The sequence below is a fragment of the Methylomarinum vadi genome, assembly GCF_000733935.1.
Lineage (GTDB): Bacteria > Pseudomonadota > Gammaproteobacteria > Methylococcales > Methylomonadaceae > Methylomarinum > Methylomarinum vadi.
Genome location: NZ_JPON01000001.1, coordinates 4,079,745 through 4,094,965 on the forward strand (window position 1 = coordinate 4,079,745; position 15,221 = coordinate 4,094,965).

General features: G+C 48.2%; 10 protein-coding genes. 3 read left to right on the forward strand and 7 right to left on the reverse strand.

Annotated features, from left to right (window positions below; translation table 11 throughout):
* Positions 1–888 carry an NAD(+) kinase gene (locus tag EP25_RS0120280; RefSeq protein ID WP_031435544.1) on the reverse strand — a complete coding sequence of 296 codons (888 nt, stop codon included), beginning with the start codon at positions 886–888 and terminating at the stop codon, positions 1–3.
* A 900-nt stretch (positions 889–1,788) separates the two neighbouring features.
* On the reverse strand, positions 1,789–3,876 hold the full coding sequence (locus tag EP25_RS0120290) for a fused MFS/spermidine synthase (RefSeq protein ID WP_235185964.1): 2,088 nt from the start codon (positions 3,874–3,876) through the stop codon (positions 1,789–1,791).
* Positions 3,877–4,650: 774 nt separating this feature from the next.
* On the opposite strand from EP25_RS0120290, the gene EP25_RS0120300 reads away from it, so the two are divergent.
* Positions 4,651–5,931 carry a hypothetical protein gene (locus EP25_RS0120300; protein WP_031435546.1) on the forward strand — a complete coding sequence of 427 codons (1,281 nt, stop codon included), beginning with the start codon at positions 4,651–4,653 and terminating at the stop codon, positions 5,929–5,931.
* A 509-nt stretch (positions 5,932–6,440) separates the two neighbouring features.
* Here EP25_RS0120300 and EP25_RS23540 read toward each other — a convergent pair.
* Complete coding sequence (locus EP25_RS23540; RefSeq protein WP_160172761.1) at positions 6,441–6,608, reverse strand: hypothetical protein; 168 nt, start codon at positions 6,606–6,608, stop codon at positions 6,441–6,443.
* A 293-nt stretch (positions 6,609–6,901) separates the two neighbouring features.
* On the opposite strand from EP25_RS23540, the gene EP25_RS0120315 reads away from it, so the two are divergent.
* Positions 6,902–9,601 carry a bifunctional diguanylate cyclase/phosphodiesterase gene (locus EP25_RS0120315; RefSeq protein ID WP_160172762.1) on the forward strand — a complete coding sequence of 900 codons (2,700 nt, stop codon included), beginning with the start codon at positions 6,902–6,904 and terminating at the stop codon, positions 9,599–9,601.
* Positions 9,602–9,610: 9 nt separating this feature from the next.
* On the opposite strand, the gene arsS is transcribed toward EP25_RS0120315, so the two are convergent.
* Genes arsS through EP25_RS0120335 form a run of 4 tightly spaced genes read right to left on the reverse strand, consistent with a single transcriptional unit; the run spans position 9,611 to position 12,988 of the window.
* Positions 9,611–10,564 carry an arsenosugar biosynthesis radical SAM (seleno)protein ArsS gene (gene arsS, locus EP25_RS0120320; RefSeq protein ID WP_031435549.1) on the reverse strand — a complete coding sequence of 318 codons (954 nt, stop codon included), beginning with the start codon at positions 10,562–10,564 and terminating at the stop codon, positions 9,611–9,613.
* An 8-nt stretch (positions 10,565–10,572) separates the two neighbouring features.
* Positions 10,573–11,259, reverse strand: coding sequence for a TIGR04282 family arsenosugar biosynthesis glycosyltransferase (locus EP25_RS0120325; protein ID WP_031435550.1), 687 nt, complete (start codon positions 11,257–11,259; stop codon positions 10,573–10,575).
* The gene (locus EP25_RS0120330) at positions 11,256–11,936 is read right to left on the reverse strand and encodes a hypothetical protein (protein ID WP_031435551.1); all 681 of its coding nucleotides are present in this window, start codon (positions 11,934–11,936) and stop codon (positions 11,256–11,258) included. The genes EP25_RS0120325 and EP25_RS0120330 overlap by 4 nt, the downstream gene beginning before the upstream one ends.
* 5 nt (positions 11,937–11,941) lie before the next feature.
* The gene (locus EP25_RS0120335) at positions 11,942–12,988 is read right to left on the reverse strand and encodes a methyltransferase domain-containing protein (RefSeq protein WP_031435552.1); all 1,047 of its coding nucleotides are present in this window, start codon (positions 12,986–12,988) and stop codon (positions 11,942–11,944) included.
* A gap of 188 nt (positions 12,989–13,176) precedes the next feature.
* On the opposite strand from EP25_RS0120335, the gene EP25_RS0120340 reads away from it, so the two are divergent.
* Positions 13,177–15,177 carry an amylo-alpha-1,6-glucosidase gene (locus EP25_RS0120340; RefSeq protein ID WP_031435553.1) on the forward strand — a complete coding sequence of 667 codons (2,001 nt, stop codon included), beginning with the start codon at positions 13,177–13,179 and terminating at the stop codon, positions 15,175–15,177.
* Positions 15,178–15,221: the final 44 nt, after the last annotated feature.

Consider the following 15,221-nt stretch of genomic DNA (forward strand, 5'->3'; position numbering starts at 1 on the left):
TTAAATATTGTAACCGCGGCTCCAGTTCAGTTTTTCTCGGAGAATATGAAAAAAATCGTGGTCTTCAGGATGCAAAATTCTAATCGGTTTTGCTTCTTTTTTGATCAAAATTTTATCGCTGATCAGGACTTCCGGTATTTCCAGATGGTCGCAGGTGACCAAGGCATTGATTTGCTTGGTTTGGCTGAAGCATATTTCGATTTCGGCATTGTCGTCGATGACCAACGGCCGGTTCGATAGCATGTGCGGATTCAGCGGTACCAGCACCAGCGCGTTTAATGCCGGATGCAGAATCGGGCCGCCGGCGGACAACGAATAGGCGGTCGAGCCGGTCGGCGTCGAAATGATCAGGCCGTCGGAGCGTTGCGTATTCAAATAAAGTCCATCGATAGTGGTGATGATTTCGATCATGCTAGGTGTGACCCAGCGGTGAACGACGACTTCGTTGACGGCGGTTTGCTGGTGGATGATTTGGCCGTCGCGGATAATTTTGGCGCGCAATAAATAACGTTTTTCTTCACGGTATTTGCCTTGCAGAATCAGATCGAGCTTAGCGGACAACTGTTCCGGAGAAATGTCGACCAGAAAGCCCAGGCGGCCTAAATTGACACCGATCAACGGAATATCGTAGGAGGCGATGGCGCGCGAGGCGGACAAAAAAGTCCCGTCGCCGCCTAATGCTATGACTAGATCGCAATGCTGTCCCAAATTCTCTATCGGGCAGCTTTGGCAAGTGCCCTCGTTAATGAATTCCGCACTACGCTCGTCGATAAATATCGTGAAATGCCGGTCGACTAAAAAACGGTACAATCTATTCAAAGTTTCGGCAATGCCGGGGTCGCTGGGTTTACCGATTATACCGATGGTCTGAAATGGGGATAGTTGCATTGCGTGTGCTAGTGGCTGGATAAATCCGGATTATACAAAAATCTAAAAAAAAGAAGATATACTCATGGTTAGCCAAATTTCGGCTCAAGGGCGTCTATCAGAGGACGCCGTTCACCCAGCACCTAAATTCTATAGACTATTGGCTTTGCTCATCATCTTCGTATATTTAGGTGCTAGGTAAATCCTTCCTTGGAGGCTTTACGACAGCATCCTTGCAGTCGATTCCATCCAATAAGGCCCTTGTTTAAAACAATGAGTACGATAATACCTGTTATTAACCCATAATAAAAAATTAAGCGAGGTTTAAATAGATAAGCAACAAGTAGAAAAGATTTGGGATGAGGTAACGATTGAAACGGGTCAGCGCCGAGGAAGTATTGCGAAAAAAGTGAAACATTCGATCAAAGATCTTAAGTCTAATGACTTTTCAAGTCATCGATCGTAATTTAGGCAGCCTCTAAAAATAACGTTATGCGAATTTGGCCATCCAATTTTTTCGATAACTTACACACATCAAAATAGCCAAATTTTGAATTATTAGAAGCTGCCTTTAGTGAAATTGGCCCATGCCAAAAAACAAGTCAGTCCCACGATTCAAGCATTAATGGCCTCGGCCTCCCAAGCTAGGTAAGGTGTTGGCGAGGGTCAGGCTTAAAAGGCGCATGACGCCCTGAAAACGATTGCGGAAACGGAGTACTATAACAAAAGTGATGGGGGTGGTCGTTACGTTAAAGGAGTCGCTTGGCAAAATTGAGGATGACCTGAATCAACTGCAAGTCGCAACGCAAAAACGCGCAAAGGGGTAATGGATTACATCGAAGAAGTGATTGAAAACCGATGGTTTATTCGAGGGGCAAAGACAAACTCGTGCCCATGCCCCTCTTGCCTCAATTTATAAAATTACTGTTTCCATACGTTCATGATGCTGGTGAAGTCGTCGGTCCAGGAACGGGCATCGGCGTAATGCCCTGGCTTTATCCAGCGTTGTTCGCTATCGCTAATGAGTAGCGGTTCTAGATTTTTTCCGTCTCTAGCCAAAATAGCCCAATCGGAACGGTAGGCCAAAGGGATTTCCCGTTCAGGGCGGAACTCCTGCACCAACAGGGTAAGGCCTAACTTTTCGGCATGATCGGCCAGGACCTTTTTCAATTCCAGATAACGATTGGATATGTGAAAGACCAGCAGGCCGTCATTGTTCAGTCTGGAAAAATAAAGTTCCATGGCTTCTTTGGTCAGCAAGTGCGTGGGTATCGAGTCGGAAGTGAAGGCGTCGATGACCAATAGATCGTAGCTGTTCGGTTGCTTTTCCAGCGTGATTCTAGCGTCGCCAATTGCAATATTGTAATCGTCGATGCACTGCGTCAGGTACGTAAAGTAATCGGAATTAGTGGCGAGATCGACGACCGCCGGATTCAGTTCGAAAAATGTCCAGCTTTGCGAGGCTTTCGAATAACCGGCCATTTCACCGGCACCCAAACCCACGACGCCAATGCGCCAATTATCGTTGCGGCTGTCGTAGTTGGAGAAAATGGCTCCGAGAGGGCCGGCCGGGCTGTAATAACCATTTGGCGTACATTGACGACTCGAATCGTTGACCACTTGCAGACCGTGTTTCGTGGTGCCGCTATAAATCTCGTGCACCTTTTCCTTGCTGTCGCCAACATCGTAGTCGGCAATCTGCTTGACGGACAATACACCATAAAAATTCCGGCTTTGGTGCAACAATTGATCTCTTTGCTGCTTTTCCGGGACTGCGCAGGAAACAACGAGTAAGCCGATTAACGGGAAATAGAGCGCGATATTTCTGAAGAAAAAATAAGCGATGGTCATCAAGGCGATGATAGCGCAGCCGATCAGAAAGGCGCTGTTAAAGTGATTGATATTGATCGATAAAATTAGCGCGAAGGTGAAAATATAAATACTGAATATGATTTTCGCGAAATGTTCTTTTAAATACAGCCTGACGCTTTTATGAATGGGATTTAGCAACAATGCCAAGACGATCATCAAGGGGTATTCGTAAATCGAGCTGAAGATCAACGGCGCGATAAAACTGTTGAAGATGCCGCCGAGCATACCGCCGAATGACATGATTAAGTAATACTGGGTCAGGTAATCGGTAGACGGCCGTTTCTTAGCGAGCTCTCCGTGACACACCATGACGGAGATGAAGAAGACCGCCAAGTGTAACAATAACTCCAGCGAAAAGTAGGCGAGTTTCTGATGTGAAAAATAATAAATAAGAAAGGACGCGATTACCCAGGGTTGCATCAAAACGATTTTTTTATGAATGGCTTCGCCGTACCCGGAAAATACCAAAATAAAAGAAAATAAATACAGGGCTAGGGGAATGACCCACAATAGCGGCACTGTGGCGATATCGATACTGATGAAGTTGGTCGTGCCCAGTAATAAACTAGAGGGGACGAAAGCCAGCAACAACCATTCGAATTGGTCCTTGAGGCTTGGCTTTTGCAATAAAACGGTTGTCGATTTTTTCTGTATGGCGGAATGTTGAAAATGTTCTTTTTTCAACAGCATCATGCAGAGTGCAATCAGACAAGTAAGCAATAGAAAACCGATGCTCCACCATTGCTGTTGTTGAGTAATACCGATGCTGGGTTCCAATAAAAAAGGATAGCTAAGCAAGGCAATCAAACTGCCGGAATTGCTGGCTATGGACAAATAGTAGGGGTCGTTACTCGTTTGGTGGCCGAGTTTGGAAAACCATTTCTGCAACAATGGCGAATTGGTCGAGAGGATGAAAAAAGGCAAGCCAATTGAAACCAACAAGGTCGTTAGTAGCCAAATACTCGGATTGTCCGAAATGGGCGGCCTGCTGCCTTCCGGTATCGCAACCGGGAGAAAGTACAGGCTAATGATTAATAACGAAGCATGTATCAATAGATGCTTGCGATAACTCAACCGAGTGGAAAGCAAATGGGCATAAAGATAGCCCAGAAAGAGAACACTCTGATAAAAAACCATGCAGGTATTCCACACGGAAGCAGAGCCTCCCAATAAGGGCAGGAGTGCCTTCCCGAACATCGGTTGTAAAACAAACATCAATGAAGCACTGCTGAATAAGGTCAACGCGAATAAGAAGATAGGAGATATGTCGCGTCTTATTTCACTTTGTTGAATAATATCCACACGTCACCGCCTAGTTAGTTAATTTACGAAGAAAATTTCAGTCGAGCTTGGTTAACACCTCTTGTGTTTAAATTTGTTTTGGTAAGTTTTCGCTTTAGATAAATCAAACGAAATATCCTGAGCATTTCGCTGCGATATTATGACCGAATTAAATTTTTTTCAAGTCCTAATTTATCATTTATCAGCGATCTTATTTTTTAGTATCAGGCTGAATTTTATCGATTAAATTGACGAAACCAGGGAGGTCGCTATATAAGCTTATTCTTTGGCAGACATGAGTAACTTCAGCGTTTGCTTGCATGGATATATGTTAACCCACCCTTACCATAGAAATTTGTAAGATATTGATAAATAATGAATAAATTATTTTATGGCACTACAGCTAAGGAAAGTGGTATGATTTTTAATGTATATTAATCAAAGACTTGAAGGATTATGGCGCTATATTGACAAAGCTGGGTTAAGCGTTATGAACTTGTCAAGAAAACTCTGTCGTGGGACAAACTGAAATCATGACAGTCTTGCAATTTAGGGATGATTGTTGATGGTTTAAAATAAATAACAACCTCTTTTCTATAATAAACCTAACAATTTAAGAGGTAGTGAAATATGAAAACTGTTGCATTATTACTGTCCCTGATAATCTTAGGGATCGTTTCATTTTTCCTGTTGATTCCGGATGGTCAAAAATCTTCTTCGGATTACGATGTCTATCAATATGTCGAAGAATGCAAGACCGAACTTGGGATTAACGGTCAATTGCCGCTTCTATCCTGTTTGGACGGTAAACAAGTCCCTATTTATGTCGACGAGCAGGAAATAAAATCGGATAACTGGGAACAATTATTGTCATTCGGTAAAAAATGCGATAACCCGCATTGGTTAGGCGGAGACATGGGCTGTTGGACTTATTCGCATCTACAGGTTCGTAAACTCGATAACGAAAACGTTATGGTGTTAAATTGCCGTCAAAAAGGCAATCAATTGGAGAAAAACTGGTTTCGTAAAACCAAGGCCAATCTAGGCATGAATCAGCATCAACGCAAGGAGCAATACGAAAATGCCTCTAGTGACGAAAAGAAAGAACTTTATTATCTTTACAACACTTTCAATGATATTGGCATTATTTTGCGCAATACCAAGACTGGAAAAAGCTGTTACATTACGCAATATGGCACTGCCGTTGTTGGTTTCTTACCGCCATTAGACAAGCCTCTCCCGAGTAAAGAAAAGTTTTTAAAACTGTTCGATCCCGCCCAGGCAAGGCCGCCGCAAGATTTTCCCGAGGAACTTTGGTATCGCGACGCGAATGAAGCCTTCAAATCTCCCGAGGAAACCGCTTCCGCCGGTTGTGTAGCATGCCACAATGCCCACGGTTTCAAGTACAGTCCTTATATCAATTCCAAACATGGTTTACCGGATATTTATTCGATGGCCAAGTTACCATTTTTAGCGGTAGGCGACCCTTTCAAGAATTTTTTCAACAATGCCGATATTCTCCAGGTGACGACCGATTCGATAGACGGAGAGCAACAACTTTGCACCAGCTGTCACAAAATGACGACGTCGGGTACTTGCGGCTATATCTTCAATGCCGCGACCGATCATCCAGATTCGACCTTGAGTTCATGGTTGACAGTGAGTTCGCGGAACAGCAGTTGGATGCCGCCGATTAAAGTCGATGCGGCACGAGTGAAAAAACATGTGGCGGCGTTACAATGCTGTTGCAAGAACCCCAGGTCGAAAGGATGCAGAACTCGGCAGTTTGGCCCGACAGAAGCCGATTTGCCGCCCGGATTCGATGAGGGTCAAGGTTGGGTAGAAGGGCAGGAAGCCGGGTTATGCGACGCAGTCATAGGATCTTATCAATGGAATGCCAAGGAATTTTAACCCAGCCTTGTCATTGAAATTTGTAAGATATTGATAAATAAAGAATAAGCAATTTTATGGCACTACAGGTAAGGAAGGTGGCATGATTTTTAATTTATATTAATCAATGGCTTAAAGGGTTATGGCGCTACATTGACAAAGCTAAGATAATGTTTTTTGTGCTGGCCGGACTCGGCGTTAGCGTGTCCGGCCTTTTTAAATCGATAACTTCGCTAAAATTCCAGGAATCAAATTTCCATTTCATTTGTCCGTTATCTGTTTAAGGTTTTCCAGGAATTCTTTAAGCGAACCGCGGTAAAGCCAGATTACGCCTGCTAACAAATAGAGAGCCGAGGAGGCATAAAAGTTTGCTTCTCTGAACGTTTGATTTCCCATTGCCATGTGACAAAGCATATAGATCCAGTCTACGACAAATAGCCAAGCTGGCAGGGCGCCTAATATATGCCACATCCAGGATTTAGGTCGATGCCTGATCGCAGACAAAATGATATAGATACTCCAGGGAGCCATTAATAAGTTGGCCCATCCATAATCAATGATATTCCTACATCCCAGTCCGCGATTTCATAGTTTAGGGCGCCATAAAGCAGCCAGCCCATTCCGATAGCAAAGCTGGAAATCTTCCAAGGCCTGATCAATTTCTTGGCGTAGGATTTGTCTGGTAAAAACGAATACATTTATTCACCTCTTGCTGGAAGCTTGGTTGAGTGCACAGGCATAAAACTTTTTAGCACTCCGCAAGTTAAGGAACCAATGTCGCTTCGCGGTAATCTCATTGATTAAGTGGTTATTTATCGCCCGGTTGTCAAGTCATCGGATAGGTTTATTTTTCGCTTATTTGCGAACCACTTAACTTAAGTTCGATTAAGTTTAAGTAAGATGTAAGATTCGATGTCTAAGATTTTTTATTATGTCAATCCAAAAGAAGCTTGTGTCAAGGGCCGTTAAGATTATCTTGGCCGGAGTTGTCGTGACTCTGGGGCTTATGTTCGTGCGCCAAAATCAACCTATAATAACGGCACAGGCGCAGCAACAATCTGCCGCGTTACAATCGGTTACATTGACCGCCGAGGAACAAGCTTGGTTGGAGGCGCATCAGCCTATTCGTATCGCCTTCGACGGCCATTTTCCTCCCTACAGTTTTGTCGATCAATCAGGCCAATTGCAAGGTATCGCCGTCGAAACCATTCAATTGATCAGCCGCCAACTGAATATTCGTTTCGAGATCGATGACAGGACCTTGTGGACGGATATCTATCCGGCCGCGCTAGATAAACAGATCGATGTCGTTGCGACCATGGTCGACAGACCGGAACGGCAATTTCAATTCGCCTTCACCAAACCCTATGTTTTCAAATCGCTGGTCATTGTGACACATAAGAACAATCAGCAAATCAAAGATCGCAGTAACTTGGCCGGTAAAACGGTTGCCCTGGTGAAGAATTACCAATATTCGCTCAGAATTTTAGAAGAAATCCCCAGCATTACGCCTTTTTATGCCGACGACATGCGCGAGGCGCTGATTGCCGTCGAAAATCAACAGGCCGATGCCGCCATTATTTTCTTCGCCAGCAGCTATTACCTGCAGAATAAATACCAGTTCAGTCAGATCAAGTTTCCAGCCTTTTATGATCATAACAGTTCCAATGAAAGTATTGCAGTACGAAGCGATTGGCCGTTATTGGCGGGGATCTTACAGAAGGGATTGGATTCCTTGAGTCTTGAGGAGAAAAAAGCCATCAATGAAAAATGGTATGCGCCGGACGAATTGCCGATCGATTATGAAACCATTGCCAAGGTTGTTGCTACGTTATTATTGCTTTTATTAATTCTGCTGGTCTGGATTGGGCAAATCAAGCGCCAGAACCGGCGCATCACGAGTACAGGCAGGAAACTGCAACGAGCCAATAGCGAACTTAACCTGCTGAAGCAGGACCTTGAGAACCAAGTGCTGCAACGCACCAAACAGCTCCGCAACAGCGAACAAAAATACCGTAGTTTAGTGGAAAACCTGGAGGACGAATATTTTTTCTACCAACACGATTTGAATGGAGTATTCACCTATTTGAGTCCGTCGGTGACTACGATTCTCGGTTATCCGGTCGAACAAATGCTGACGCATATCAGCACTTATCTGACCGACCATCCCAATAATGAAAAAGTCGAGGACTATACCGCGCGTTGCCTGAATGGCGAGAAAGTTCCCCCTTATGAAGTGGAGATACTCGACAGCAAGGGCAAGAAGCATTGTTTGGAAGTGTTGGAAAATCAACTACTCGATGATGATGGCCACTGTATCGGCGTTGAGGGAATCGCTCACGATATAACCTTGTTGAAACAGGCTTGCGACCGCCTGAATTGGTTGTCGTATTACGATGATTTGACCGGCTTGGCCAACAGGCGTTTGTTTACCGACCGGCTTGAACAAATGATCGCGCTTTCGCATCGGCAACAGGAAACGATGGCCTTGCTGTTTCTCGATGTGGACCGATTTAAAATGGTCAATGACAGTCTCGGCCATGCCGCGGGCGATGAAGTGCTCAGGGAGACGGCGGGCAGGTTAAAATCGGTATTGCGCGAATCAGATATGGCCGCACGTATGGGCGGCGACGAGTTTACCTTGATTTTGCCAGGCTCAGACACCGAAGCGGCAAAGATTGTCGCGGAAAAATTACAGCAACAACTGCTCGCGCCTTACGACTTGAACGGCCAGCAATTTATTTTGGGTACCAGCATCGGCATAGCGATTTATCCAGAAGACGGCATTGATGCGGAGACTTTATTACAACATGCCGATAACGCCATGTATTTTGCCAAAAAGGAGAAGAAGGGCTACGCGTTTTGCTCGGTCGATATGCAGGATATCGCCAATCGCCGACTGTTGCTCGAGCAAGGCCTGCGCCAGGCGCTGGCGCTGCAACGCTATGATGACGATTTCGAATTGCAGGTTTATTATCAATCCAAACATTGCGCGCAAAACCACCGCTTGATTGGTTACGAAGCGCTGATGCGTTGGAATCATCCCGATTTGGGGCCGATCTCACCGCTGGAATTCATTCCCTTGGCGGAAGAGTCCGGGCTGATCGCCGAGTTGAGCCGTTGGGTCATCAATCGGGTTTGCCGGCAGGCTGTTAGCTGGTTCGAGGCCGGGATCGATTTCGGCAAAATCGCCATCAACATTTCCGCGATAGAGCTGATAAATTTGGAATTGGCCAAGAATATTATCCAACAAATCGATGCCGCGGAGGCCCGGCGGGAATGGATAGAAATCGAAATTACCGAAAGCGCGTTGATGAAAACGCCGGATGTCGCGATCAAGGCCATGGAACAACTGGTGAATGCCGGCATACTGATCGCCATCGATGATTTCGGTACGGGCTATTCCTCGTTGGCTTATCTAAAGAGATTGCCGGCCAGTTTTATCAAAATCGACCAATCCTTTGTCCGTAATGTTTTGCATAGCGCGGCCGACCAGACCGTGGTCCATGCCGTCATCGCGATGTCCCATGCCTTGAAAAAGAAAGTGATCGCGGAGGGAGTGGAAACGAAAGAGCAATTGCAATATTTGATCGATAACGGTTGCGATGCGGTGCAGGGCTTCTGGTTTTCCAAACCGACCGCGCCTGTCGACTTATTTCTTCATCAGGGAGTTAAATTGGCGTTGAATTGAAATAACGCATCAATTTAATACGCCGGTGCAGCTCGAGCCTTGTCCGGCGGTACAGCCGTAGCAATGGTCGGCAACGGCGATCGGCATCGAGTCCGGCATGTTTTCCAATAACTGGGATATATGGGTGGGGCGGCCGGACAAAGGCAGTTCCAGCATTTGATTGAAATCGCAGTCGTACGCATAACCTTGCCAATCCACGCTCAGTAGGGTCTTGCACATGACTTGTTCCAGGTTTTCCGCGCGGTAGGCTTGTTTGAGGCGACCCATATAAGCCGCGAATTGTCCTTTTGCCGCCAACACCGCGCCAAAGCGTTGTATCGGCATGTTGGTGATGGTGAAAAGGCGGTTAAATTGCAGATCGAATTGATCCTGTAAAAAACCTCGGTAAGCTTGCTCCAATTCTTGCTGGGGCGGTGGCAAGGAGGCGCCTTGCGGGTTGAATACCAGGTTCAGGACTAAATCGCCGCCCGGTTTGCCGAAACCCAAACTATTCAGTTTCTGCAAGGCAGCGATCGAGGCTTTGAATACACCCTTGCCGCGTTGCGCATCGACATTATCTTCCAAATAACAGGGCAGGGAAGCGATTACCTCCACTTGTTGTTCGGCCAGAAATTCGGCCATGTCTTCATAACCGGGTTCCATCAGGATAGTCGGATTGCACCGGTCCGTCACATGTAATTCCCGTTGTTTTGCCTGCCGTACCAACCAACGAAAAGCGGGATTCATCTCCGGCGAACCGCCGGTCAAGTCGAGCGTCTCTAATCGATAGCGTTCGGCAAATTGCAATGCGGTAAGCATGGTTTCTCGCGACATCAATTCGGTCCGTTTCGGACCGGCATTCACATGGCAATGGGTACAGCTCAGGTTGCACAGATAACCCAGATTCATTTGCAGGGTCTGCAATTGTCCTCTTCGGATAGGGGGGAAATCACTTTTAAGTAATAAAGGTTTTACGTCACGCATCTGGTAACTCAAGGCGAAGAAGGTTCGGGTAAAGCATACAATAGCCGTAACAATGCGCGTTGGGCCGGCAAAGGTTCCGGCATTTCCTGCAACGTTTGTTTAAGTTGAAGCATATCTTCCGTGTCGTCGACATCCTGTAACAAATCCATCTGCTTTAACTCGCCAAATTTTCGGATTTTATTCAGAAATTGAGTGCCGGTGTCCTCTCGACTGTAGGTGACTTCGGTCCAGAGTTTTTGTGGAATTTCGCAATTGCCGCCGAATAACCAGAAGCCGCCGTCGACGCTCGGTCCGAAGGCCATGCGGGCATGTTCTTCCCGGCTTAACCAGACACATGCCGAAAGTAGTTCACCAGCGATCATTTGCGGAATATCGGCGCCGATCAAAATAACGAAATCGTGCTTGTTTAGCAAGGTTTGATAAACATATGCCATGCGTTCGCCCAATCCGCCTTCGCCTTGCCAAACACAAGGCAAGTCCTGCCAATATGAATGTTTTAAGCCTGTTTGTTCCGCCACGGCATAATAACCCTGGACATCCTCCTGCTTACAGGTTTTCTGCACGACTTCCCGCACGGCTGCGGTTGAGGCTAGGTGGAACACTTCCGCCAATTTTTTTCCTAGAAAGGGCGCCAGTCTGGTCTTGACCGGCGACAATCCCGGCGTCTTCACGAAAATGGCTATTGCTCCACTCATGAGGCCTCGCTCAAGCGTTGTTTTGATTGTCGGGTCAATTGCCAGGTCAACCACAGATGACGCAGGGTCGTCTTTAGCCAGCCTTGCTGGCGATAACGTCTGGCGCTAGTGATAAGCATAGCCGGAAGTTCACCTATTGGTAAACCGGATGCTTTAAAACGTACGACAAAATCGAGGTCTTCACCCAATCTTATTGTTTCATCGAAGCCATGCATAGCAAAAAAAATAGATTTTTTGACGATAAATCCCTGGTCGCCGAATGGCAGTCCCAGTAATTTCGAGCGAATATTGGCGGCGCATGCATTCAGTTGGGTCAATGCCGGCCCGTCGGCGGCGAAACTCAATTTGAAATAACCCAGATAGTCCTTGTCACTTTCGATAAAATGCAGCAAGCAGGTCCTGACCTCCTCGCCACAGCGAGTATCGGCGTGCACAAACCAGATGAACGGGCGTTGCGCTTTTTGGGCGCCGTTATTGAGTTGCCGCGCGCGGCCTTGTGCGCCACACAGCCAGCAGGCGTTTTCTGGTAGTTCGATGCCATCGGGTTGCGGTTCACAGGCGGACAGTATGATTTCCGGAGAGGAACCGAATGCCGCCAAATCGTTTAATAGAACCTGCCAGGACGTATCGCCGGGGCCAATGGGCACGACGATGCTCAATTGACTGATTGCAATCATCGTACTTAACAACAGGCGGATCCGGATTCCAGGTTGCGGCTGGTATTGGGGGGGGCGCAATCGAACAGGCCAAAATGGGTCGATTTGTCGCCCACGATATCGAAATGAGTCGCATAACGGCTGGAGCCGATCATGTCGGCAGTGTTGCCGCATATCCTTAGCGGCCGCCCTGTTTCCAGGTGGTGATGGTCATCCAGGTCGAAAGCGTGTGGATGCTCGCCGATCGTCCCTTTATAAACGGCGATCTGGCCGAAATCCTCGCAACGGTCTTCCAGCGGCATTTTGAAGGCCCTCACCGTGACCGAACGGAAATGCACCATGCCGATCTTGGCGGCGACCTCGGGGTCGTCCAGATTGATTGGATTTTCCTTGACCACGCGCACGTCGGGACAACCCAGCTCCTGCATGATGCGGCGAAAATCCTCCCAATATAAGGCGCCTCCCAGACATTCCCCCAACAGCACCGGATCGGTTCTCAGCGCTGGCGGAATGCGGCGGTCGGCGTAGACATCGGAGAAATAGAGTTCTCCGCCTGGCTTTAATACGCGGAAAATTTCCTTTAAAACACGGCGTTTATCGGGCGATAAATTAATCACGCAATTGGAGACGACGACATCGATGGAATTGTCGGCGATACCGGCAGTTGCTAAGTCCTCGATAAGGCCATAGATGAATTCGACATTGGACTGCGCATAGCCGTAGCGTTCGGCATGCCAGTCGCAATGGCGCTTGGCGACCGCCAGCTGTTCCTCGGTCATGTCGATACCGATGACACGGCCTGATTCGCCGACCAGTTTCGATAACAGATAACAGTCGCGGCCGGAGCCACAGCCGAGATCCAACACGGTACAGCCTTCCAGTGCTGGAGGCAATGGCGAACCGCAACCGTAAAAACGTGCGGTCACTTCCGGATGCAAGTCGGACAATAAGGGGCGTAGATGCCGGGGCATCGTATCCAATGTGCAACAGGCGCTGGTTTTAAGGTCGGCGTTGGATTGCAGTACCTCGCCGTAATAATTTTGTACAGATTCACTGATGGCGCTATCAGTCATGCGAACTCCGATTGATTCTGCTTTCCATAAAAGATTGACTATGAGTCTATGCGATTTATCATTTCTGATAACGACTTATATTGTTCCACATAGTTTCATATAATCAAATTTAACGTATCCAAAAAACATTTTAGGGATAACCAGTCAAGTTTCCATAGGAGGCCATTCGATGCCATTAGCAGATAATGATGTTTTTTGAGCTAGGGCGGGCTGCCTGCGGCAATTTCGAACAGGCCATCTCTCACGAATGGTTGGTTACCAACGGTATCGGCGGTTTTGCCTGCGGTACGGTTGCCGAGACGAATACCCGCCGTTACCACGGGTTGTTAATGGCGGCATTGAGTCCACCGACGGGCCGGGTTCTCCTGGTTTCCAAGCTCGATGTGGCCGCCTGTTACCTGAAGCGGCGCTACGACCTCTTTAGCAATGTATTCGCGGATGGAACAATCGCGCCCAAGGGCTTTACATTACTGGAATCGTTCCGCCTCGACCAGGGCCTGCCGGTCTGGCGCTATGCCATTGCCGATGCGCTGATCGAAAAACGCGTCGTCATGCAGCCAGGCAGTAATACCACATTGGCCACTATCGAAATTCTCCGGGCATCGGCCGGTATATCGTTCGACCTGACTCCGCTTTGCGCTTATCGTGATTATCACGGCCTCGAACAGGGCGAATTGGCGCCGGCAATTCATCAAATTCAAGGTGGCTTCGAAGTGATCGCCTTTCCCGGCGCAAAAGTTTATCGGGTCGTTTGCGATCGGGGCGAATATATTCCCGGCTTTTTCTGGTACCGGTATTTCAAATACCGGCAGGAAACTCAACGCGGCCTGGATGACACGGAAGATTTGTTTCGTCCGGGGATGTTCCATCTGACTTTGGCCGAAGGTGAAAAAGCGACGGTGCTGTTGACCGGGGACGTGTCTGCGGCAGAGGATTACGATCGAGTCGCTCGGCAAATACAAAGCAAACGCCAACACTGGTTGCAAGCGTTACCGGACGATGTGCCGGAATGGATCGAACAACTCGCTTTGGCTGCCGAGCAATTCATCGTCGATCGCCGAAGCGGGCGGGATTCGGCAGGAAAAACGGTGATTGCCGGATATCCCTGGTTTACCGATTGGGGACGCGATACGATGATCGCCTTGCCGGGATTGACGCTGGCCTTGGGACATTTCGCTATCGCCGCCGACATCTTGCGCACGTTTGCCGGTTACGTTAGCGCCGGAATGATTCCGAACCGCTTTCCGGATCAGGGAGGTGATCCCGAATACAACACCGTCGATGCGACCTTATGGTTCATCCACGCCCTAGATCGCTACACGCATGAAAGCGGCGACGCCGCTTTGGCTGCCGAGCTGTTTCCGGTCTTGGTCGATATCATCGCTTGGCATAGGCGGGGCTCCCGCTACGGCATTCGGGTCGATTCCGAAGACGGCTTGTTGACGGCGGGCGAAACCGGCATGCAACTGACTTGGATGGACGCCAAGGTGGACGACTGGGTGGTGACGCCGCGCAGCGGCAAATGCGTGGAAATCAACGCGCTCTGGTACAACGCCTTATCGGTCATGGAAGGATTGGCCGCCCAAGTCGGACGAGAAGACCTGGCCGAAGACTATCGACACAGCGCGCAACGGGTCAAATCAAGCTTCCGCCGGTTTTGGAACGCGGACCGGCAATGTCTGTACGATGTCATCCACGGCGAACAAGGGGAGCTTCATGGCGACGGCAGACTTTACGATGGAAGGTTGCGCCCCAACCAGTTGCTGGCAGTGTCTTTGCCGCACAGCCCGCTTAGCGAGGCACAACAACGGGCCGTGGTCGACCTATGCGCGCGGGAATTGCTGACGTCTTATGGCCTGCGCAGCCTGGCCGACAGCGATCCAGGCTACGTTCTCCAATATCAAGGCGATCGCAAGATGCGGGATGGCGCCTATCATCAGGGTACGGTCTGGGCTTGGCTGATAGGCCCCTTTGTCGATGCGCATTACCGGGTGTATCGGGATCGCGAAAAGGCGTTGTCGTTTCTCGAACCTTTTCGGCAGCATCTTAACGAAGGCTGTCTCGGACAAATTGCTGAAATCTTCGACGCGATTCCGCCTTTTCTGCCCCGTGGTTGTTTCGCCCAGGCTTGGAGTGTCGCCGAAGTCTTGCGGGTTTGGCTGACGCTTGCTCGCCAAGATAGAACTTAACGTCTAAAAACAAGTCCACCGAAAGGATAACAGTCTTTCGGAGG

Bases quoted from the DNA above. Each gene is read 5' to 3' on its own strand.
- arsS (WP_031435549.1), bottom strand. From the start codon at position 10,564: ATGCGTGACGTAAAACCTTTATTACTTAAAAGTGATTTCCCCCCTATC.
- EP25_RS0120330 (WP_031435551.1), bottom strand. From the start codon at position 11,936: ATGATTGCAATCAGTCAATTGAGCATCGTCGTGCCCATTGGCCCCGGC.
- EP25_RS0120300 (WP_031435546.1), top strand. From the start codon at position 4,651: ATGAAAACTGTTGCATTATTACTGTCCCTGATAATCTTAGGGATCGTT.
- EP25_RS0120335 (WP_031435552.1), bottom strand. From the start codon at position 12,988: ATGACTGATAGCGCCATCAGTGAATCTGTACAAAATTATTACGGCGAG.
- EP25_RS0120340 (WP_031435553.1), top strand. From the start codon at position 13,177: ATGTTTTTTGAGCTAGGGCGGGCTGCCTGCGGCAATTTCGAACAGGCC.
- EP25_RS0120290 (WP_235185964.1), bottom strand. From the start codon at position 3,876: ATGGTTTTTTATCAGAGTGTTCTCTTTCTGGGCTATCTTTATGCCCAT.
- EP25_RS0120280 (WP_031435544.1), bottom strand. From the start codon at position 888: ATGCAACTATCCCCATTTCAGACCATCGGTATAATCGGTAAACCCAGC.
- EP25_RS0120325 (WP_031435550.1), bottom strand. From the start codon at position 11,259: ATGAGTGGAGCAATAGCCATTTTCGTGAAGACGCCGGGATTGTCGCCG.
- EP25_RS23540 (WP_160172761.1), bottom strand. From the start codon at position 6,608: ATGTATTCGTTTTTACCAGACAAATCCTACGCCAAGAAATTGATCAGG.